Origin of the sequence: Halobaculum sp. EA56 (assembly GCF_051195075.1) — an archaeon.
GTDB lineage: Archaea > Halobacteriota > Halobacteria > Halobacteriales > Haloferacaceae > Halobaculum.
Genome location: NZ_JBNTJX010000007.1, coordinates 56,384 through 75,149, shown reverse-complemented (window position 1 = coordinate 75,149; position 18,766 = coordinate 56,384). Strand labels below are relative to the sequence as shown.

Here is an 18,766-nt window from a genome sequence, read left to right as displayed (position 1 = left end):
CGCTCCCCGGAGGGACTCACTCGCGACGGCGGAGCAGCGCCCGCGCGACTCCCGGGAGGTCGACTCGCGCCGGCGCGACGCCGAGCAGCCGCGACAGCGGCCCCGACGGGACGCCGGGGTCGACCCGCGCCACCTCCACGCCGGCGACGTGGACCCCGACTGGCACCCGCTCCAGCGCGTCGCCGACGGGCGACGGGAGCGCCCGCCGAAGCTCGTCGATCCGGGGGAGCACGCCGAACCGGCGGACGAACACGTCGATCCGGCCCCCGGTCGACCGGACCCGGACCGGGTCGCCGTCGACCGCGAGGTCCAGGTCCGCCTCGATCCGGAGGTCGTCGACGGCGATACGTTCGGCGGGCGGGACGTCGCGGTCGCTCCGTGCCGTTTCCCCCTCGTCCCGGCCGCCGGTCGGGTCGCCGCTCACGCGGCCGTCACTCCTCGCCGTCCCCGTGTTCGCTGGAGGCGATCCGGAGCGTCCCGTTCAGCCGCCAGTGGGCGTGCTCGGCGTCCTCGCCGGCCTTGCTCGGCACGTCCACCTCCAGGTCGTCGAACGTGTAGCTGATCTCGGCGCCCCGACCCGTGAGCCGCTCGTACAGCGCGATACCGAAGTCCGGCCACGTCGTCGTCACGTCGCCGTGGGTGTCCCTCGTGTCGTCGGCGCTCATCACTGTCGGAGGCAACGGTTCGAACCGCCTTATCGGTGTCCCCGGCTCACGGCCGTCGGCCGTCCCTTCGGGTCACGACCCGAGGGCCTCCCGGCCCCGTTCGAGGAGGGTCACGGGCCCGGCGTCCGCGAGCCGGTCGTCCGCGACGACGAGCCGGTGGCGGGGCCGACCGACGCCGACCGGCTCGCGCTCGGTGTCGACGAGCCCGGCGTCGACGAGGCGCGCCTTCGCGCGTGCGATCTCCGTCCGGCTGGAGAAGCCGACCTCCTCGGCCCACTCGCCGAGGCGCATCGTCAGGACGCGGTGCCGGGCGGCCACGAGCGTGCAGGCGGTGACCGGCCCGAGCGGGTCGTCGGCCGGGAGCGACTCGGCCGCCTCGAACAGTCCGGCCAACGTCCCGACCGCCTCGGGCCAGCGGTCGCCGAACGACTCCACCAGCGTCGAGCGGCCGGGCGTCTCGAAGTCGTACCCGTCGGCGTCCTCCCACTCCGTCTCGTACGCCGCGGCCACGGCCTCGTACACCGAGTCGTCGGCGGCGGCTACGTCGCGGAAGCCGCCGTCCGCGGCTCCGGACGCGTCGTCCCCCTGGGGGAACAGCGAGAGGTGCGCGTGGACGCGCCCGTCGGCGAGCGTGAGGCTCGCGTCGAGGTCGTCCGCGGTTCTGACGGCCAGCCGACCCCGGTCGACGGCGTCGGCGGCGTCCGCGACCGCGAGGAAGTCGTCGAACGTCGCCTCGGCGACGGACTCCGTACACAGCAGTCGGACGCACCCGACGTGCGCCCCCTCGTCGTCGCCGGCGTCCCTGAGGCGGTCGACGACCGCCCGCGCCAGCGGGAGGGGCGGCGCGACGACGAGGGGATCGGACGTGTCGGCCACCGCCCGTCGGGCGAGCGCCGATGGCGAACCAGTTGACATGGTGTGGGGTCCGTGACACCCCGACTTCAATTTTCAGGATTCTCGTTCGTTGTATTATCAGTCGATACGGCGGGCGAACAGCAGGTATCCGGTGTGGCCGACGCCGGCGGTGCTCGGGCGGGTGCCGCGTTCGTCGACCGTTAGCTCGCGCTGGATCGTCTCCAGGGTCTCCACGGTTCCGAGCCCGGCCTCGCGGGCGGTCAGTTCGGTCTCGCGGGCGTCCTCCACGAACGGAGTGTAGGCGGCGACGTAGCCGCCCGGGACGAGCAGGTCGGGGGCGCGCTCGACGACCGCGGCGGCGTCGGCGGTGTCGAGCGTGAGCAGGTCGAACGGCTCGCCGGCGGCGAGGTCGTCGAGGTGCTCGGTCAGGTCGCCCGTGCGCACGTCGACGCGGTCGCTCACGCCGCCCATCGCCATGTTCTCGCGGGCGTTCTCGGCGAACTCGGCGTCGACCTCGTAGGTCACCACCTCGGCGCCGATGCGGCCGAGATACCCCGAGAGGACGCCCGTCCCGGTGCCCGCGTCGAGCACGCGGTCGCCGGCCTGCGCGCCGGTGTGACCGATCACGAGGCCGATGTCGCGGGGCATCATCGGCGCGCCGGTGCGCTCGAAGTGGTTGAAGAGGTCCGGGCCGCGCAGGCGCCGGACGTGGAACGCCTCGCCGAGGTGGGTTTCCAGCACCTGGCCGTGTTCCACGTCCTCCGGAACCTCCAGCACGCCGAGGTCGGTCTGGAGTTCCTCGCCGGGGCCGCGGAGGTACTCGCGGTCCGACTCGGCGTGGACGAGGAGGTACGAGCTCACTCCAGCCGGGAGATCGCCGCCGCGAGGTCGCCGTCAACCGCCTCCAGCGCCTCGCGGGCGTCCGCCTCGCTCACGCCCGCGCGGGTCGCCACCAGTTCCACGTCGTCGTCGGGGATCCCGCCCGAGTCGGCGCTTCCGTCGTCGCCGTCGACGTCGCCGGCCCCCTCCGCGTCGGCGGACTCCTCGCCGGACCCGAGCGCGCGCGTCTCCGGCGAGCCGACGATCTGGTAGGTCTCCTGGCCCTGGGCGTCCATGCGCGTGACCTGTGCGCCGTCGAACACGAGCTCCTCGTCGGCCGTCCGGATGACGACCTCCTCGGCGTCGATCTCGGTCACGTCGATGCCCATCTGTTTCATCATCTGCTGCATCTTCCGCGGGTTCATACCGCCGCCTCCGAACATACGCGCAGCGACGCCCGCGGCGAGCAAAAGCGTGGCGAAGCGCCCGCTGGACGCCCTCCCGGGTCGACCGCCGACACCCGCGCTTTCATCCCTCCTCCGGCCCTGTCGGGTCCCATGTACCTCTCTCACCGGACGTGGCCGGACCTGGGCGACTACGTCGCCGAGGAGTCGGTCGCGGTCGTCCCGCTCGGCTCGACCGAACAGCACGGCCCGCACCTGCCGCTGGCGACGGACTACCTCATCGCCGAGGCGCTCGCCCGCGAGGCCACCGAGCGGACGGGCTTCCTGTGCACGCCGCCGGTGCGGATCGCCGTCTCCGAGCACCACCGGCAGTTCCACGGCACGATGTGGGTCGAGCCGGGCGTCTTCCGCGACTACGTCGAGAGCTTCTCGCGCAACCTGACGTACCACGGGATCGACCGGATCGTCTACGTGAACGCCCACGGCGGCAACACACGGCACCTCAGGGAGGTCGGCCGCCGCCTCCGGCGCGACGAGACGGCTTACGCCGTCGAGTGGATGTGGAACGAGTCGATCCCGGACCTCGTCGACGACCTGTTCGCGCACAACGGCCCCCACGGCGGCCCCAAGGAGACGGCGATGATCATGCACATCGCCGGGGAACTGGTCAGGGAGGACCGACTGGCCGACGCCCGTGACGGCGGCACGGTCGACCTCACCGAGTCGGACACCCGACAGTTCGGCGCCCGGACGTACTACGACTCGCCGGACAACTCCGCGAACGGCGTCTTCGGCGACCAGACCGACGCGACGCCCGAGAAGGGCGAACGGCTGTTCGAGGCGGCAAGCGACCGGCTCGTCCGCCTGCTGGGGTGGCTCGACGACCAGCCGTTCGAGGACCTCATGCCGAAACCGCACGTCGACCCGCGGCCGGGAAGCCGACGATGAACCCCGACGCCGCGGACGACCTGGCGGCGACGCTCGCGACGGTCCACGGCGGGGCGACGCCCGTCGATCCGGGGTCGCTGCCGGATCTCGACTCGACGGCCGACGCCTACCGGGTCCAGGAGCGGCTCGTCGACCGGCTCCGGGGCGCCCGGGGGGAGCCGGTCGGCTACAAGATCGGCTTCACGAACGAGCGCGTACAGCGCGACCTCGCGGTCGACGAGCCGGGGTACGGCCGGGTGCTCGGCGGGACCGTCCGTCCCTCGCCGGCGACCGTCGACGCCGGGGAGTTCGTCGGCCTCCGCGTCGAGCCCGAGATCGCGTTCCGGCTGGGGGAGACCCTCCCGGCCGACGCGACGAGGCGCGCCGCCCGCGACGCGCTCGCCGCGGTCGTCCCGGCGCTGGAGCTGGTCGACAGCCGGACGGGGTGGGCGTTCGACGCGCCGCTGGCCGTGGCGGACAACTGCCTCGACGCCGGGCTCGTCGTCGGCGCGGACGTGGCTCCCGGGGGGATCGCGCTCGCGGACGAGGCCGTCACGCTCCGCGTCGACGGCGAGCCGGTCGACTCGGGCGTCGGCGCGGACGCGCTCGGCCACCCGCTCGCGGCGCTGGCGTGGCTCGCGGACGCGGTCGGCGGCCTCCCGGCCGGCACGCTCGTCACCACCGGGTCGCTGACGGAGCCGGCTCCCGTCGCCGCCGGGGAGACCGCGACGGCGACGTTCGCGTCGCTCGGCGGCGTCGAACTCCGCGTCCGGTAGGGCGAACAGGCGACACCCGCGGTCCGGACCGTCGTGCGGGCCGTCCCCGTCCCGACCTCCCGCACGGCGCCCCCGGCCTCGCTCCCGCCGCGGCGTGTCGCACGCCCGCGTCACGCGACGGGACCGCTCTCAGCGCACGCGGGTGCTGGTGCCGGCTCCGTATTTGAACCCTCGCCGGGAGCCGACGAGCCGCCGATCCGCCCTACGCGACCTTCGTGCTCACCGCCAGCCCGGAGCCGACCGGGAGGAGGGCGGTCTCGAAGTCGTCGGCGGCGCGGACGGCGTCGAGGTACGCGGCGATGCCGCGGGTCTGTTCGTTCTCGCCGCCGATCGCGTCCGCGTCGCCCTCCAGGTACGCCAGCAGCGCGTCGAAGTCGATGGGACCGCGCATCGTGTTGTCGGCGACGACGACCCCGCCCGGGCGGACCTTCCCGCGGACGGCGCGGAGGGCGTCGGCGTAGCGCTCCTTCTGGTGGTCCACGAGCACCACGTCGAACGGGCCGTCGTACCGTTCGACCGTCGCCATCGCGTCGCCGCCCTCGAAGACGCAGCGGTCCGCGAGTCCGGCGTCGGCCATGAACTCCCGGCCCTTGTCGAGCTCGTCGGCGTCGAACTCCGTGAGGATCACCCGGTCGGCGCCGCCGCGGAGGAACCAGGAGGCGGAGTACCCGAACCCCGAACCGAACTCGAAGACGGCGTCGGCGTCGGTCACCCGGGCGAGGAGGCGGAGGACCGCGCCCGACTCCGGGCCGATGTTCGGGAAGTCGTGCTCGCGGGCGAACGCCGCCATCCGCTCCTGCACCGCGGTGTGCTCGGGGCCGCCCGCGCGAACGAACCGTGAGACCGCCTCCGGGAGTACCATGCCGGCCGCACGCGGTCCGGCGACTTGTATCCCTGCGCCGGGTCCCCGTCGGGAACTCGTCCGGGGTCGGGGAGCCCCCGACGTCGTGGGAGTTATGACGCTCGCTCTCGCCGGGGCGGTAGGCGATGGACACCCATCTCACGCTGGAGTTCGGCCACCGCGATCCCCTCCCTCCCGGCCACTCGGACGAGGTCCGCACGCCGGACGTGCTCGTGGAGCGGTTCCTCGAGGAGTACACCGTCCCCGGCGACCGGGTGCTGGACCCGTTCGCGGGGTTCGGGACGACCCTGACCGCGGCCGAGCGCATGGGTCGCGTCCCGTTCGGCGTCGAGTTCGAACCCGGGCGCGTCGCCGCGATCCGCGACCGCCTCGGCGACGAGGGCGAGGTCCGCCGGGGGAGCGCGCTCCACCTCGACGGCTCGTGGTTCCCCCCGTGCGACTGCTGTTTCACGTCGCCGCCGTTCATGACCCACAGCATCGACCTGAACCCCTTCGAGAACTACGCGGGCGAGACCACCTACGGGGAGTACCTCGACGACGTCGAGACGGCGTTCCGGGGCGTGCGCTCGGTGCTGGCACCCGGCGGAACCGTTCTCGTCGACGTGGTGAACGTCCGCGAGGGCGACCACGTCACCCCGCTGGCGTTCGACGTGGCCGACCGCGTGAGCGACGTGTTCCGGTTCGACGGCGAGGTCGTGATCGAGTGGGAGGGCGACGGGTACGACGGCACCCCGGGGAACTACGGCTACGGGTTCGATCACTCGTACTGCCTGGTGTTCGAGAAGGAGCGCGAGGCGTAAGTCGAGCGCGAACCCCGGGCTCGCGGGGGCGCCGTCACGACGGGACCGCCGGGGGCGCGGCCGCGATCACGCGGCGAGATACCCCCCGAGGACGAGCAGCACGAGGCCGACGGCCGCGGCCGCCTTGAGGAAGGTATCGCCGTCGCGGGCGGCGGTTCGGACCTTGTTCTGTTCGAGGGCCGACCGGATCCTGCCCCCGCCGACCTCGACGAGGCCGGTCATGACGACCCAGAGTCCGAGCATCGTGAGGACGACGTGGCCGCGTGGGGGGGCGAACAGGCCCTCGGCGCCGTAGACGGTCGCGGCCATGTGGCCGCCGGTCGCGAGGAACACGAGGGCGCCGACGCGAGTGATGGTCGACAGCCCGGAGGTAACGCTCTCCAGGAGTTCCGGGCTCACGTCGCCGGCCTTCGCGGGCGGGATCACCTTCCAGGCGACGAGGACGACCGCGCCGACCCAGAGGCCGGCGAACAGCGTGTGGAACACGTACGCCGCGGTGAGCGCGGCCTGCATCGGTGTCGGTTGCACGGACAGTCACAGCGACGGGAGCCACATAAATCCCGATACGACGCGGCGACCGGGGCCCAGGGAACGCGCCGCGTCGGGTCACCTCCAGTCCGCTTAAGCCGCGGGCCCGTGATGGATCGGTCATGTTCGACCCCGACGATCTCGAGGCCATCCGCGAGGGCAAGCGGGAGTGGGAGGAGGAGACCCTCTCGCCGACGCTCGACCGCTTCGGGGAGCGGGAGGAGGAGTTCACCACCGACACCGGCGGGCAGGAGGTGAAGCGGCTGTACACCCCCGACGACGTGTCGGATCTCGACTACGAGGAGGACATCGGCTTCCCCGGGGAGGAGCCGTACACCCGCGGCGTCTACCCGACGATGCACCGCGGCCGGCTGTGGACGATGCGCCAGTACGCGGGGATGGGCACGGCCGCCGAGACGAACGAGCGCTTCCAGTACCTCATCGACCAGGGCTCATCGGGGCTGTCGATGGCGTTCGACCTCCCCACGCAGATGGGGTACGACTCCGACGCCGACATGGCCGCCGGCGAGGTCGGCAAGTCCGGCGTCGCCATCGACTCCCTGGAGGACTTCGAGCGCGTCTTCGACGGCATCCCGCTGGACGAGGTGTCCACCTCGATGACGATCAACGCGCCCGCGGCCGTCCTGCTGGCGATGTACATCGCCGTCGGCGACCGCCAGGGCGTCGACCGCGCGGCGCTGCGGGGCACCATCCAGAACGACATCATGAAGGAGTACATCGCGCGCAACCTCTACATCTACCCGCCGGAGCCGTCGATGCGGCTCATCACCGACATCTTCGCCTTCTGTGCCGAGGAGACCCCCAAGTTCAACACCATCTCCATCTCGGGGTACCACATCCGCGAGGCGGGCTCGACGGCCGCCCAGGAGATCGCGTTCACCCTCGGCAACGGCATCGAGTACGTGCAGGCCGCCGTCGACGCGGGCCTCGACGTCGACGAGTTCGCCCCGCAGCTCTCGTTCTTTTTCAACGCCCACAACAACATCCTCGAGGAGGTCGCGAAGTTCCGCGCCGCTCGCCGGATGTGGGCGAAGATCATGGAGGAGCGCTTCGGCGCGGAGAACCCCAAGTCGAAGCAGCTGAAGTTCCACACCCAGACCGCGGGCTCGACGCTCACCGCCCAGCAGATCGAGAACAACGTCGTGCGCGTCGGCTACCAGGCGCTGGCGGCCGTCCTCGGCGGCACCCAGAGCCTCCACACCAACGGGAAGGACGAGGCGCTGTCGCTGCCGACCGAACAGTCGGTGCGGACGGCGCTGCGGACCCAGCAGATCCTCGCCCACGAGTCCGGCGCCGCCGACACGATCGACCCGCTCGCGGGCAGCTACTACGTCGAGAGCCTCACCGACGGCATCGAGGAGGAGGCGTTCGAGATCTTAGAGGAGGTCGACCGTCGCGGCGGGATGCTCGACGCGGTGAAGAACCAGTGGGTCCAGCGGCAGATCCAGGACACCGCCTTCGAGCGCCAGCGGGAGATCGAGGAGGGCGAGCGGGTCATCGTCGGCGTCAACGAGTACGAGGTCGAGGACGAGGAGGCCCACGTCGACCTGGAGGAGGTCTCCGAGGAGGAGGAACAGGCGCAGATCGACCGCGTGCAGGCGCTCCGGGAGGACCGCGACTCGGAGGCCGTCGAGGACGCGCTTGCGGCGCTGCGGGACGCCTGTCGGGGCGACGCGAACGTGATGCCCTACATCGTCGACGCGGTGAAGGCGTACGCGACCGTGGGGGAGATCTGCGACGTGATGCGCGAGGAGTTCGGCGAGTACAAGCCGGGGCAGTAGGCGAGCGGCTTTATCACTCCGGCGGCGCACGCGGCCGACATGCACGTCGACCACGCCGGCGTCGCCACCGACGACGCCGCGGGACTGGCCGCGCTGTACACGGACCTGCTCGACTGTGAGGTCGCCCACGAGGAGGAGTTCGACGGGATGGCCGTCGTCTTCCTCGACGTGGGCGGGTCGTACCTCGAACTGCTCGAACCCCTCGACGGGGAGGGAGCGATCGCGGACTACCTCGACCGGAACGGCCCCGGGATCCACCACCTCGCGTTCGCGACCGACGACCTCCGCGGGGCGCTGGAGCGCGCCCGCGACCTCGGGGTGGACCTGATCGACGAGGAGCCGCGGCCGGGCGCGTGGGGCCACGAGGTCGCCTTCTGCCACCCGCGGGACACCGGCGGCGTGCTCGTGGAGTTCGTCGAGCACTGATCCCTTCGAATGACACGTTTTGTCACGGGATCGCTCCGCCATTATTTGTAGCACCTCGACGACAGAATTATATCTCGGCCGTCGTCGGATCCGCCCGTGCAACGACGCAACTTCCTCGGCGCGGTCGGCGCGGGCGCGGGGGCGCTCGCGGTCGGGTCGACGGGCGCTCGTGCGGAATCGACGAACAGCGATCGGATCGGTCGACTGGTCTTCGACTCGACGGCGAGCCTGCTCGGTGCGGACGGAACGCCGGCGGCCGCCGACGCCGAGTTCGTCGCGGTGCGCGCGGAGTCGACCGCCGTGAACGTCAACGAGGACGGCAACGGCGGCGCGGAGGCCGCCGTGGACTATCCCGATGACCGCCCGATCCCGCTGGTCGGCGTCGACGGCGGGGTCGTCGGCTTCGGCGCGCCGATCGTCCAGAACGGGACCGACTTCACCTTCGGCAACGAGGAGTTCGTGTTGAACGCCCTCGACCGCGTCGCGGGCTCGGGGACGGTCGTGTTCGACGAGACGCACGGCCAGTTCTACGACGCTGAAAAGCACACGGCCTTCATCCAGTACGCCGAGTCGAACGGGTACGCCGTCGAGGCGACGGGCGCAGACGGCGACTTCGCGGGCGCGCTCTCGACGGCCGACGCCGCGATCGTCACCTCGCCGAGCGAGGGGTTCAGCGCTCCCGAGCGCGACGCGCTGGCGACGTTCGTCGCGAACGGCGGCGGGCTGCTCGTGTTCCACCAGTCGGACTTCAACGACTTCGACGCGACCGGGAACCTCAACGAGGTCGCGGCCGCGCTCGACCTCGGGTTCCGGTTCAACGACGACCAGGTGATCGACGAGACGAACAACGCGGGCGTCGGCTTCGTGCCGACCACCGACCGGTTCGACGCCGACTACGCCGGCCTGTTCGCGAACCGTCCGGGGCTCGGCTTCGAGATCGACCCGAGCCGGACGTACACCGCGGAGGTCGTTCGGGTCACCGACGGCGACACGGTCGACGTGCGGATCCCGCGCGACGGCGTGCCGGACTACTTCGACACCGTCCGCCTGCTCGGCATCGACACGCCCGAGACCGCCGCCGGTCCCGAGCTCCCCGCGGAGTGGGAAGGGATCGACTCGCTCGAATACCTCCTCTCGAAGGGCGCGGCCGCCGAGGCGTGGGCGGTCGACCAGCTCGCGGGCGCGACCGTCGGGCTCTCGTTCGACCCCGAGGAGGGCGTCCGCGGGAACTTCGGTCGGCTGCTGTGTTACCTCCGGTACGACGCCGACGGCGACGGCGCGCGCGACACGCTGTACAACCGTCGCGCGGTCGCCGAGGGGTACGCCCGCGTGTACGACTCCGGACTGACGAGACACGACGCGTTCGTCGAGATCGAGCGGGTCGCGCGCAAGCGAGGCCTGGGCGTGTGGGCAGAGAGCGACGTCGACACCGCCCCGCCGACCCGACCCTCGCGCGTCCGTGACGTGCTGTTCCCGAAGGCGGTCCCCGTCGACCCCGGCGAGGGCGGCGAGGTGATCGCACGTGCCGCCTCCTCCGCGTCGCGACCGAGCGCGCCGCTGGCCGCCGTCGACGAGGACGCCGGGGTCGCGCTCGTGGGCGCACAGACCGTCGACGAGGACTACGACGAGGCGGACACCCCGGTCGACGACCCGAGCGCCTACGACTACTTCCAGTTCACCGCGGGCGTCATCGGGGCGCTGACCGAGCGGGCCGGCGAGGTGCTCGTCGACGGCGGTCACGGCCAGTTCGCCGCCGAGGAAAGCGTCTGCGCCGAGGACGCCGCGTTCTTCCAGCGGTATCTGGAGGGGCTCGACGTGGGGTTCACGCAGTTCAACACCCTCTCGATGGGCGAGCTGGCCCGCGGGCGGGCCGTCATCGTCTCCGCCCCTACCGAGGCGTACGACGGCGACGAGCTCGCGGCCCTGCGTCGGTACGCCCGCGGGGGCGGTGCGGTCGTCGTGCTGGCCGACCGGACGGCCGACCGGGCCCGGGTGAACGACCTCCTGGCGTCGCTGGACGCCGACATCCGCGTCGGGAGCGGCGTAGTGGACGACCCCCGGTCGAACGCCGGTCGGCCGGACCTGCCCGTGACGAGCGATACCGACATCGACCCGCCGGAGTTCGAGGCGGGCGAAGACGAAGACGCGGGCGAGGACGAGGGCGAAAGCGGGAGGGAGGACGAAGGCGAGAGCGAGGGCGAACGAAAGGGGCGGCGCCCTCGCGGCGGCCACGGCGCCCCCGGTGGCGACGAGCGCGAGCACGGGAACGCCACCGATGGCGGAGCGGCCGGGTCGGACGACTGAGCGACCGAGACTCCGGCCGGGTCCGACTCGCCCGCGTCGGTCGGATGGAAAGAGCGTAGTGGGGCGAGGGTGATCCGGGGTGCATGCGCGACCTGCTCTCCCACCGGGTCGCCGCCACGCCCGACGCCGAGGCGCTCGTGCTGGCGGGCTCGGGGGAGTCGCTGACGTACGCGGATCTCGACGCCCGCGCGGAGGCGCTGGCGGGCCGGCTGTCGGGGCTGGGGATCGTCCCCGGCGACCACCTCGCGGTCGTCCTCGGCAACCGCGCCGGCTACGTGGCGCTGGTCCACGCCGCGATGCGCCTGGGCGTCAGGCTGGTCCCGTGCTCGGACCGCCTCACCGCGACCGAACTCGCGCCGAAACTCGCCGCCGCCGACGCGACGGCGCTCGTGTGCGGCGCCGACACCGAGGCGCTCGCCGTCGCGGCGGCCCTCGACCCCGCCGGCGACGCGGACGACGCCGACGAGCGACCCGCCGGGGACGACGACGGCGGGAACGCCGGCGACGACTCGCACGCCGACGGCGACCGACCCGGCTGGCGGTCGGTCGACGGCTTCGAGCCGGCCCGGGTCGCCGACGACGACCCCGACGCCTCCCCGCGGCCGGTGCCGGTGGTGTCGCTGGACGACCCCGCGGACGACCGGGCGGTCGGCATCGACGCGGCGCCCGACGGGGAGGTGCCGTCGGTCCGGTGGGGGCGGGCGGACCCGTTGCTCATGCTGTTCACCTCCGGGACGACCGGCGACCCGAAGCTCGTCACGCTGACGGTCGGGAACGTCCTCGCGTCGGCGACCGCGTCGGCGTTCCGCCTCGGGGTGCTCCCGGACGACCGCTACCTCGCGACGCTGTCGCTGCACCACACCGGGGGGATCATGCCGCTGTACCGGGCGGCGCTGTACGGCACGAGCGTCGTCCTCCGGTCGGAGTTCGACGCCGGCGGCGCCGTCGACGACGTCCGCCGGTACGGGGTGGCGGGCGTCTCGCTGGTGCCGACGATGCTCTCGCGGATGCTCGACGCCCGCGGGACGCTCCCCGGGTGTCTGCGGGCGGTCCTGCTCGGCGGCGCGCCCGCGCCCGACGCCCTCATCGAGCGCTGTCGGGACTACTCCGTGCCGGTCCATCCGACGTGGGGGATGACCGAGGCGGCCTCGCAGATCGCCACCGCCCGGCCCGACGAGGCGTTCGAGCGCGTCGGCACCGTCGGCCGCCCGCTGTTCTGGACGGACGTGACCGTCACCGGCCCGGACGGCGAGGAACTCCCGCCGGGCGAGACGGGCGAGCTGGTCGTTTCGGGGCCGTCGATCGCGCAGGGGTACTACGGGAATCCGGAGGCGACCGACGACGCGTTCACCGCCGACGGCGCGCTCCGGACCGGCGACGTCGGCTACCGCGACGAGGACGGCTACCTGTACGTCCTCAACCGAGTGGACGACCGGATCATCACCGGCGGCGAGAACGTCGACCCCGGCGAGGTGGCGGCCGTCCTCCGCGCGCACCCCGGCGTCGACGACGCGGCCGTCGCGGGCGTCCCCGACCCCGAGTGGGGCGAGCGCGTCGCCGCGCTCGTCGTCCGCTCGGACCCGGAGCTCTCGGCGGCGGCCCTGGAGGCGTTCTGCCGCGAGCGGCTCGCGGGGTTCAAGCTCCCGCGGACGGTCGCGTTCGCGGAGGAACTGCCGCGCACCGACTCGGGCACCGTCCGCAGGCCGGCGGTGCGCGACCGGCTCGAACGCGTCGCGGACGCGGACGCGGGAACCGATCCCGTCGAGGCCGACCCGGCGGGCGACGCCCGCGACCCCGAGGACGCGACGGCGGCGGACGACGGGGACGGCGATTCCGGTCCCGGGAGCGACGACGGACCCGATACCGACGACGAGTCCGCCGTCGACGACGCGGACGGCGACCGTGACGGCGGCGACGGCGACCGGTCCGACGCGGACGCGAACTCGCCGTAGCCCCCGCACGACCGCGACGGCGCGAGTAAACGCGGATCCCCGGGTCCGCGGTTCCACGGAGGTTATGGTCCGCGGTTCCCGTACGTCGATCATGAACGCCGACCTCGGTCTGCTCGACGAGTCGCTGGTGCCCGAGCACGCGCGCGACGTCAAGCGGGAAGCACGCGAGTTCGCCGCGGAGCACATCGCCCCCGTCGCCGCGGAGCACTTCGCCGCCGACGACTACCCCTGGGAGGTGCTCGAGGCGGGACAGGAGGCCGGCCTCGTCGGCCAGGACATCCCCGAGGAGTACGGCGGCCGCGGGCTCGACATCTTCCAGATGCTCGCCATCGCCGAGGAGTTCTACCGCGCCGACGCCGGCATCGGGCTGACGATGATGCTGGCCTCGTTCGGCAACGAACTCGTGTACGACTACGGCACCGACGAGCAGTGCGAGGAGTACGTCCGGCCCGTCGCCGAGGGCGAGCAGATCTCGGGGCTCGCGGTCTCCGAGCCGCAGACGGGGTCGGACCTCGCCGGGATGACGACGGAGGCCGAGAAGGTCGAGGGCGGCTACGAGCTCACCGGCGAGAAGTACTGGGTCGGCAACGCCGTCGAGGGCGACTGGCTCACCGTCTACGCGAAGACCGGCGACGCCGAGGACCGCTACTCCAACTACTCGCTGTTCATCGTCGAGACGGACGCCGAGGGGTACGAGGCCGAGCACATCCCCGAGAAGATGGGGATGCGCGCGTCCAAACAGGGCCACATCGTCCTCGACGAGTGCTTCGTCCCCGAGGAGAACCTGATCGGCGCAGAGGGCGGCGGCTTCTACATGCTCGCGGACTTCTTCAACCACGGCCGCGTCGTCGTCGGGGGCCACGGCATCGGCCTCGCCGCCGCCGCCATCGAGGAGGCGTGGGCGTTCGTCCACGACCGGGAGGCGTTCAACCGCTCCGTCTCGGAGTTCCAGTCGGTCCAGCACGACCTGGCGGACATGCGCACGGAGTTCGAGGCCGCCCGGTCGCTCAACTGGCGCGCCGCCGAGAAGCTCCACGAGGGCGAGAACGCCGGGCTGTGGGCGGCGATGGCGAAGCTCAAGTCCACCGAGACGGCGGTCGACTGCGCCGAGCGCGGGATGCAGCTGCACGGCGGCCGCTCCATCCTCACCGAGCGCCGCATCGCGCGGGTGTACCGCGACGTGCGGATCCCGGTGATCTACGAGGGCGCCAACGAGGTCCAGCGGAACCTGGTGTACCGACAGTCGAAGTAGGGGCGGTCGAGGGGAGGGGAGCGCCGTCGCGTCGGACGGCGACGGCGGCCCGGCCGGTCAGTCGTCGCCCCCGGCGACGGCCTCGGTCGCGTCGCCGAGCGCGCCGTTCTCCCGCGGGGTCACCGTCCGCTCGAGCGCGAGCAGGCCGACCACGACCAGCCCGCAGACGGCGACGAGCGTCGGCCACAGCAGCCCCGAGAGGCCGTAGTCGAAGAACAGCCCGCCGACGAACGACCCGAGGCCGATGCCCAGGCGCTTGGCGACTTCCAGCACCGACAGCTGGGTCCCGCGCTCGGCGGCCGTGCCCAGGTCCGACATCAGCGCCGACGCCAGCGGCGCGTGCAGGATCTCGCCGACGGTCCGGAGGAACAGGTGCCCGCCGACCAGCGCGACTCCGACCAGGGCCGCGGGCGCGGCGAGCCCGCCGCCCCCGGGTACCGACGCGAGGTCCGCGCCCCACGCCGCCAGCATCGACACCGCCCAGAAGCACGCCGAGACGACGAGCCCGCGCGTGCGGCGCCACCCGCCGACGGCGTCGACGAGCGGGATCTGCAGCAGGACGATCGTCAGGGGGTTGACGACGTACAGCGTCCCGAGTTGGGCGGCCGTGAGGCCGAGTCCCTCCTTGGCGACGACCGGGACGGTCGTCTGCATCTGGGCGTACATGGCCGCGAAGCCGACGTTGACGCCCGCGAGCGCGAGCACCCGTGGGCGGGTCGCCGCGCGCCACCACGCCGCCAGCGCGCCCGTCGGCGGGATCGGGGCGGCGCCGTCGTCCGGAGCGTCGTCTCCCTCCCCGCCCGAAACGTCGGCGCCCGCCTCGGCGGCGTCGGCACCGTCGTCGTCCGCGACCCGCGGCACGAACAGCAGGATGACGAGCGCGACGACCGCCGAGGTGGCGCCGTCGGCGACGAAGACGGCGACCGACGCCAGCGAGTACAGCACCCCGCCGACGACGAACCCCGCGCCGAAGCCGACGTTGTTCGCCACCTTCAGCAGGGCGTACCCCCGGTCGCGCTCGTCCGGGTCCGTGAGGTCGGCCGTCATCGCGTGGCTCGCGGGGGTGTACAGCCCGCGGACGAACCCCGATGCGACGCAGACGCCGACGAACGCGACGCCGAGGGCGGAGATACCCGTCGTCGCCGGGACGGCCGCGGGGACGAGGCCGGCGAGCGCGGGGACGAACGCGAACGCGGCGAGCGCCACCGCCGCGAGCGCCATCGAGGCGACCATCACGGGCTTGCGCCCGACCGCGTCCGAGAGGAATCCGCCCGCGGCGGTCCCGCCGGCGGTCGCGACGCTCTTGGCGCCGAGGCCGAGCCCCACGACCGAGAGGGCGATGCCCACCTCCAGGTGGAAGTGGACGGTCGCGAACGGGTAGACGAGGCCGCCGCCGAAGACGTTGATCAGCTGGCCGGCGGCGATCACGTACACCGCGCGGTCGAACCCGCGGACGGCGTCGAGCGACGGGCGCCTCACGCGCCGGCGTTCGCCGACGGGTCACCTGAACCGCACGGTTCCGGCGGCCCGTTCGTTCCCGGCCGCTCTCCCTCGGGAACGAATGTCGTCTCCCCCTATCGATCCCGAGATTCATCCATCTCAGGCCGTCTCTCCGTCGTTCCCCGCGACGAGTCTGTCAAGTAACCAAAAGACTCTATACAGTTCGTTACAACGAGCGGACGAAGGAGGAACTCGGAATGGCCAAGGACACCGTTCGGTACCCGGACAAGGTCGTCGACGAGATCGACACGCTCGTCGAGGACGGCGTCTTCGAGAGCAAGTCCGAGTTCTACCGGTTCTCGGCGGAGTACGTGCTCGCGCTCGTCAGCGACGACTGGGAGCCGGAGACGTTCAACTACGGCGAGATCCGCGAGGAGCTCGACCTGCAGGAGGAGCCGGTGCTCCTGGGTGCCGACGGCGGCCGCGACTTCCTCAACGCGGTCATCACGGTCCGACAGCTCGGCCTCCGCAACGACTTCGAGGAGGCCGAGCAGTTCATCGACGAGAACTACGAGACCACCGACCGGTCCGGCATGATCCTCGAGGAGCTGCTGCGCGTCTACCGCGACCGCGCCGAGGGCGGCTCCGCCTCAGGCGCCTGACGCCGATCCGCCGGGCGACCACGCCGCGCCGCTTCCGTACCCCGACCGACGACAACGCCCGCGAGCGACGGCTTCGGATTCCCCGGTCGTCGGAGGGAGCGCGCGAACGTGTTCGCCGACAGGGTTAGCCGCCGTCCGCCCCTAGCTCCCGCGGATGCGGAAGAACGAACTGGTCCACCTCCACGCGCTCCTTCGGACGGCCGCCGGCTACCTCTCCGCCCGCGGCGACCTCCCGGGCGACGCCCTCGACGCGTACGAGTCGCTCGGGGTCACGCCGATGTCGATGCGAGCCGGCCGCGAGGACCACGAGGCGGCGGTGCTCGCGCTCGCGACCGCGCTCGCGGCGGTCGCCGGGCACGACGCCGCGGGGTCCGGGGACGCCGCCCCGTCTGGGGCGTCGCCGGCGGCAGTCGAGGAGCCGCCGCCGGGCCCGTCGTCCGAGTGACCGCGCCCGGGCGGCCGCGACCGGTACCGTCTACATCCCCCCGTCCGCAGAGATCGGTATGCGACTGGAGCAGTACTGGGGCGTCGGCCCGAAGACGGCCGGGACGCTCCGCGAGTCCCTCGGCGAGGAGGCCGCGATCGCCGCCATCGAGTCCGCGGACGTGCGCGCGCTCGTCGACGCGGGCGTCCCCCGGGGGCGCGCGACCCGCGTGCTCCGCCGGGCCAACGGGACGGAGGCGATGGACCTCTTCGGCACGCCCGACGCCAGGGACGTGTACGACGACCTGCTCGACATCGCCGCGGGCTACGCCGTCACCGACCACGCAGCCGACCGGGTGCGCGTGCTCACCCCGCTGGCGACCGACGAGCGCAGGGAGGAGCGCCTCGACGACGTGCTGGAGGCCCGTGGCGCCTGGGCGGGCCTGAGCGAGTCGGACCGCGAGGCGGTGCTGGCGGCGTTCGCCGAGTACGACGGGGCCGGCGGCACCGACCGCGCGGCCCTCGAGTGCGCGCTCGCGCTCCGGGCGGCCGGCCTGCGCGGCGGCACCTTCGCCGCCCTCGACGGCGTCGACGAGGGCGCCCTCCGGGAGGCGGCCGACGCGCTCGCGGCGTTGTCGGGCGACGGCGTCGCCGAGGGGGCCGACGACCGCCTCGACCGCCTGCGCGAGCGCGCGTCCGCCGCCCGCGACCTCGCGGACTCGGCGTTCGACGTGGTGGAGACGGTGCGCGAGCGGGGCGCCCGCGACGCGGACGCGTTCCGTTCGGCGGTCGTCGAGTACGTCGCAGAGGAGACGGGGCTGACCCGCGGCCGGGTCGAGGCCGCCGCGCCCGACGGCGCCGTCGACTCCGCGGACTTCGTCGGGTCGACGCTGCGCACGCTCGCGGACGAACTGGAGGCCGAGGCCGACGAGCGCGCCGCCGAGGTGCGCGCCGAACTGGAGGCCGACGTCGAGGCGGGCGGCGCCGACGTCGAGGCCGTCGTCTCGGCGGTCGGCGACATCGCGTTCCTCCTCTCGCTGGCGCGCTTCGCCGTCGCCCACGACCTCTCGCGCCCCGACCTCGCGGGCGACGGCGTCGCCGTCGCGGGCGCGCGAAACCTCTTCCTCTCGGGGGAGGTCCAGCCGGTCACCTACGGCGTCGGCGACCACTCCCTGGACGTCGAGGCGCCCGCGGGCGACCGCGTGGCGGTGCTGACGGGGGCGAACTCCGGCGGGAAGACGACGCTCCTGGAGACGGTGTGTCAGGTCGTGATCCTCGCGTCGATGGGGCTGCCCGTCCCGGCCGAGGCCGCCCAGGTCGGCCGCTTCGACACCGTCGTGTTCCACCGTCGGCACGCCTCCTTCAACGCCGGCGTGCTGGAGTCGACGCTGAAGTCGGTCGTCCCCCCGCTGGTCGGCGGCGGCCGGACGCTGATGCTCGTCGACGAGTTCGAGGCGATCACCGAGCCCGGGCGCGCGGCGGACCTGCTCAACGGGCTCGTGGAGCTGACGGTCGACCGCGGCGCCGTCGGCGTGTACGTCACCCACCTCGCGGCGGACCTGTCGCCGCTGCCGGAGGCCGCCCGCGTCGACGGCATCTTCGCCGAGGGGCTCACCAACGACCTGGAGCTGCTGGTCGACTACCAGCCGCGCTTCGGCGTCGTCGGCAAGTCCACCCCGGAGTTCATCGTCTCGCGGCTCGTCGCGAACGCCTCGGACCGCGCGGTCCGCCAGGGCTTCGAGGAGCTGGCGGCCGCCGTCGGCGAGGAGGCCGTCCAGCGGACGCTCTCGGACGCCGAGTGGACCGTCGGCGAGGAGTAAGTCGAACCGGCCGGTCCGGTCGCGGCGGGGACGTCGCGTCCGGCAGGAG

19 protein-coding genes are annotated in these 18,766 nt (G+C 73.0%); 11 read left to right on the top strand and 8 right to left on the bottom strand.

Annotated elements, in window-relative coordinates; translation table 11 throughout:
• Positions 1-16: 16 nt before the first annotated feature.
• The 5 genes from ACQUQ1_RS13170 to ACQUQ1_RS13150 form a co-directional block, all read right to left on the bottom strand.
• Positions 17-424 (bottom strand): hypothetical protein, encoded by a 408-nt coding sequence (locus ACQUQ1_RS13170; RefSeq protein ID WP_435064763.1) that lies wholly within the window; start codon positions 422-424, stop codon positions 17-19.
• Between the two features lie 7 nt (positions 425-431).
• Positions 432-665 (bottom strand): hypothetical protein, encoded by a 234-nt coding sequence (locus ACQUQ1_RS13165; protein WP_435064762.1) that lies wholly within the window; start codon positions 663-665, stop codon positions 432-434.
• 72 nt (positions 666-737) lie between these two features.
• Positions 738-1,580 carry a transcriptional regulator TbsP domain-containing protein gene (locus tag ACQUQ1_RS13160; RefSeq protein WP_435064761.1) on the bottom strand — a complete coding sequence of 281 codons (843 nt, stop codon included), beginning with the start codon at positions 1,578-1,580 and terminating at the stop codon, positions 738-740.
• A 57-nt stretch (positions 1,581-1,637) separates the two neighbouring features.
• Complete coding sequence (locus ACQUQ1_RS13155; RefSeq protein WP_435064760.1) at positions 1,638-2,381, bottom strand: methyltransferase domain-containing protein; 744 nt, start codon at positions 2,379-2,381, stop codon at positions 1,638-1,640.
• Entirely contained in the window at positions 2,378-2,782 is a 405-nt protein-coding gene (locus ACQUQ1_RS13150) for a nascent polypeptide-associated complex protein (protein WP_435064759.1), read from the bottom strand. Before ACQUQ1_RS13150 ends, ACQUQ1_RS13155 begins: the two co-directional genes overlap by 4 nt.
• Before the next feature lie 114 nt (positions 2,783-2,896).
• On the opposite strand from ACQUQ1_RS13150, the gene ACQUQ1_RS13145 reads away from it, so the two are divergent.
• A complete protein-coding gene (locus tag ACQUQ1_RS13145; protein ID WP_435064758.1) occupies positions 2,897-3,691 on the top strand; it encodes a creatininase family protein in 795 nt (264 codons plus the stop codon).
• Entirely contained in the window at positions 3,688-4,446 is a 759-nt protein-coding gene (locus ACQUQ1_RS13140; RefSeq protein WP_435064757.1) for a 2-keto-4-pentenoate hydratase, read from the top strand. Before ACQUQ1_RS13145 ends, ACQUQ1_RS13140 begins: the two co-directional genes overlap by 4 nt.
• Positions 4,447-4,648: 202 nt before the next feature.
• On the opposite strand, the gene ACQUQ1_RS13135 is transcribed toward ACQUQ1_RS13140, so the two are convergent.
• Positions 4,649-5,308: an O-methyltransferase gene (locus ACQUQ1_RS13135; RefSeq protein ID WP_435064756.1), complete on the bottom strand. Its 660-nt coding sequence runs from the start codon at positions 5,306-5,308 to the stop codon at positions 4,649-4,651.
• Between the two features lie 125 nt (positions 5,309-5,433).
• Here ACQUQ1_RS13135 and ACQUQ1_RS13130 point away from each other — a divergent pair, with 125 nt between their 5' ends.
• On the top strand, positions 5,434-6,108 hold the full coding sequence (locus ACQUQ1_RS13130; protein ID WP_435064755.1) for a DNA methyltransferase: 675 nt from the start codon (positions 5,434-5,436) through the stop codon (positions 6,106-6,108).
• Between the two features lie 66 nt (positions 6,109-6,174).
• Here ACQUQ1_RS13130 and ACQUQ1_RS13125 read toward each other — a convergent pair whose 3' ends face one another.
• Positions 6,175-6,636, bottom strand: a complete 462-nt coding sequence (locus ACQUQ1_RS13125) for a CopD family protein (RefSeq protein WP_435064754.1) — start codon at positions 6,634-6,636, stop codon at positions 6,175-6,177.
• Between the two features lie 122 nt (positions 6,637-6,758).
• Between ACQUQ1_RS13125 and ACQUQ1_RS13120 the strand changes: the two genes are divergently transcribed.
• The 5 genes from ACQUQ1_RS13120 (at position 6,759) to ACQUQ1_RS13100 (ending at position 14,372) form a co-directional block, all read left to right on the top strand.
• Positions 6,759-8,438: an acyl-CoA mutase large subunit family protein gene (locus ACQUQ1_RS13120; RefSeq protein ID WP_435064753.1), complete on the top strand. Its 1,680-nt coding sequence runs from the start codon at positions 6,759-6,761 to the stop codon at positions 8,436-8,438.
• A 39-nt stretch (positions 8,439-8,477) separates the two neighbouring features.
• Positions 8,478-8,864 (top strand): methylmalonyl-CoA epimerase, encoded by a 387-nt coding sequence (gene mce / locus ACQUQ1_RS13115; RefSeq protein WP_435064752.1) that lies wholly within the window; start codon positions 8,478-8,480, stop codon positions 8,862-8,864.
• Positions 8,865-8,960: 96 nt separating this feature from the next.
• The gene (locus ACQUQ1_RS13110) at positions 8,961-11,168 is read left to right on the top strand and encodes a DUF4350 domain-containing protein (protein WP_435064751.1); all 2,208 of its coding nucleotides are present in this window, start codon (positions 8,961-8,963) and stop codon (positions 11,166-11,168) included.
• An 83-nt stretch (positions 11,169-11,251) separates the two neighbouring features.
• Positions 11,252-13,120, top strand: coding sequence for a class I adenylate-forming enzyme family protein (locus tag ACQUQ1_RS13105; protein WP_435064750.1), 1,869 nt, complete (start codon positions 11,252-11,254; stop codon positions 13,118-13,120).
• 91 nt (positions 13,121-13,211) lie between these two features.
• On the top strand, positions 13,212-14,372 hold the full coding sequence (locus ACQUQ1_RS13100) for an acyl-CoA dehydrogenase family protein (RefSeq protein WP_435064749.1): 1,161 nt from the start codon (positions 13,212-13,214) through the stop codon (positions 14,370-14,372).
• Positions 14,373-14,429: 57 nt separating this feature from the next.
• On the opposite strand, the gene ACQUQ1_RS13095 is transcribed toward ACQUQ1_RS13100, so the two are convergent.
• On the bottom strand, positions 14,430-15,851 hold the full coding sequence (locus ACQUQ1_RS13095; RefSeq protein ID WP_435064748.1) for an MFS transporter: 1,422 nt from the start codon (positions 15,849-15,851) through the stop codon (positions 14,430-14,432).
• Positions 15,852-16,069: 218 nt separating this feature from the next.
• On the opposite strand from ACQUQ1_RS13095, the gene ACQUQ1_RS13090 reads away from it, so the two are divergent.
• The 3 genes from ACQUQ1_RS13090 (at position 16,070) to ACQUQ1_RS13080 (ending at position 18,717) form a co-directional block, all read left to right on the top strand.
• Entirely contained in the window at positions 16,070-16,474 is a 405-nt protein-coding gene (locus ACQUQ1_RS13090) for a CopG family transcriptional regulator (RefSeq protein ID WP_435064747.1), read from the top strand.
• A 154-nt stretch (positions 16,475-16,628) separates the two neighbouring features.
• Positions 16,629-16,919 (top strand): UPF0058 family protein, encoded by a 291-nt coding sequence (locus tag ACQUQ1_RS13085; RefSeq protein WP_435064746.1) that lies wholly within the window; start codon positions 16,629-16,631, stop codon positions 16,917-16,919.
• Positions 16,920-16,977: 58 nt separating this feature from the next.
• On the top strand, positions 16,978-18,717 hold the full coding sequence (locus tag ACQUQ1_RS13080) for a MutS-related protein (RefSeq protein WP_435064745.1): 1,740 nt from the start codon (positions 16,978-16,980) through the stop codon (positions 18,715-18,717).
• Positions 18,718-18,766 lie beyond the last annotated feature (49 nt).

Excerpts from the sequence above, each read along its gene's own strand:
- ACQUQ1_RS13165 (WP_435064762.1), bottom strand. The coding sequence starts at position 665 with ATGAGCGCCGACGACACGAGGGACACCCACGGCGACGTGACGACGACG.
- ACQUQ1_RS13160 (WP_435064761.1), bottom strand. The coding sequence starts at position 1,580 with ATGTCAACTGGTTCGCCATCGGCGCTCGCCCGACGGGCGGTGGCCGAC.
- ACQUQ1_RS13150 (WP_435064759.1), bottom strand. The coding sequence starts at position 2,782 with ATGTTCGGAGGCGGCGGTATGAACCCGCGGAAGATGCAGCAGATGATG.
- ACQUQ1_RS13145 (WP_435064758.1), top strand. The coding sequence starts at position 2,897 with ATGTACCTCTCTCACCGGACGTGGCCGGACCTGGGCGACTACGTCGCC.
- ACQUQ1_RS13140 (WP_435064757.1), top strand. The coding sequence starts at position 3,688 with ATGAACCCCGACGCCGCGGACGACCTGGCGGCGACGCTCGCGACGGTC.
- ACQUQ1_RS13135 (WP_435064756.1), bottom strand. The coding sequence starts at position 5,308 with ATGGTACTCCCGGAGGCGGTCTCACGGTTCGTTCGCGCGGGCGGCCCC.
- ACQUQ1_RS13130 (WP_435064755.1), top strand. The coding sequence starts at position 5,434 with ATGGACACCCATCTCACGCTGGAGTTCGGCCACCGCGATCCCCTCCCT.
- ACQUQ1_RS13120 (WP_435064753.1), top strand. The coding sequence starts at position 6,759 with ATGTTCGACCCCGACGATCTCGAGGCCATCCGCGAGGGCAAGCGGGAG.
- mce (WP_435064752.1), top strand. The coding sequence starts at position 8,478 with ATGCACGTCGACCACGCCGGCGTCGCCACCGACGACGCCGCGGGACTG.
- ACQUQ1_RS13105 (WP_435064750.1), top strand. The coding sequence starts at position 11,252 with ATGCGCGACCTGCTCTCCCACCGGGTCGCCGCCACGCCCGACGCCGAG.
- ACQUQ1_RS13100 (WP_435064749.1), top strand. The coding sequence starts at position 13,212 with ATGAACGCCGACCTCGGTCTGCTCGACGAGTCGCTGGTGCCCGAGCAC.
- ACQUQ1_RS13090 (WP_435064747.1), top strand. The coding sequence starts at position 16,070 with ATGGCCAAGGACACCGTTCGGTACCCGGACAAGGTCGTCGACGAGATC.
- ACQUQ1_RS13085 (WP_435064746.1), top strand. The coding sequence starts at position 16,629 with ATGCGGAAGAACGAACTGGTCCACCTCCACGCGCTCCTTCGGACGGCC.
- ACQUQ1_RS13080 (WP_435064745.1), top strand. The coding sequence starts at position 16,978 with ATGCGACTGGAGCAGTACTGGGGCGTCGGCCCGAAGACGGCCGGGACG.